The sequence below is a fragment of the Synechococcus sp. R3-13 genome, assembly GCF_047462195.1.
Taxonomy (GTDB): domain Bacteria; phylum Cyanobacteriota; class Cyanobacteriia; order Thermostichales; family Thermostichaceae; genus Thermostichus.
Genome location: NZ_JANSIO010000286.1, coordinates 1 through 691 on the forward strand (window position 1 = coordinate 1; position 691 = coordinate 691).

Consider the following 691-nt stretch of genomic DNA (forward strand, 5'->3'; position numbering starts at 1 on the left):
TGGCCGGATTCGAGGGCAAAGAGGCTGTAGAGGCCGGTTTGCAGTTGATGGCGGAAGAGCTTGGCCAGGGCTGCTGGGGTAATCAACCCTTGCCGCTGCAAGCAACGCCCCAGAGGCTCTTCCGAGCCGCAAAAGGAAGCCAGCTTCTCGACCACCCGCTCGCTCACCAAGCCGGAATGGGCCAGCAAGCTCTCCAGGCGGTGTTCTTCCTGAGGTGGTAGGGCAGCAATGACCCGACCTTGGTAAAACCAGATCCTGTAGATACCTCTGGGCGCCCAAATACAGAGCTGTCCTGTTTTGCTGCCTCTCTCGATCAGCTGCAACAAATCAGGCAAGGAAAATTCTTGGAGGTCTCCAACTATAGCCATAAGAATTTTTTGAACCTCCACTTCGATGGAATGGGCGAAAAATCAATGCTTCAGTGATTTTTTAGACATCCCTATTCTTGTACATGGACTCTCGGTCAACAACCGTGTATCTACGACCGTGTTTTTTGTAGCTCGATACTCTGCCCGCTAGCAATTACACTTACTATCCGGGAAAATCTATCAAGGAATACAATTAGGCAGCACTCGGAAGCCCTTCACAGAAGAGTTCTAGTTTCCTTTGTTTCTGCTTTGTGTTGGATCATGTCGCTTCGTAAGATAGAACTCCTATTTTTGCTTTCTCTGTGAGCGGAAGTTAGAGAAAA

The 691-nt window shown here is 49.6% G+C and carries 1 protein-coding gene; it reads right to left on the minus strand.

Annotation, left to right across the window (positions count from 1 at the left end; translation table 11 throughout):
• Positions 1 to 368, minus strand: a 368-nt coding sequence (locus NW856_RS09040) for a DUF4388 domain-containing protein (RefSeq protein WP_414399899.1), incomplete at its 3' end; no start/stop codon positions are given.
• Positions 369 to 691: the final 323 nt, after the last annotated feature.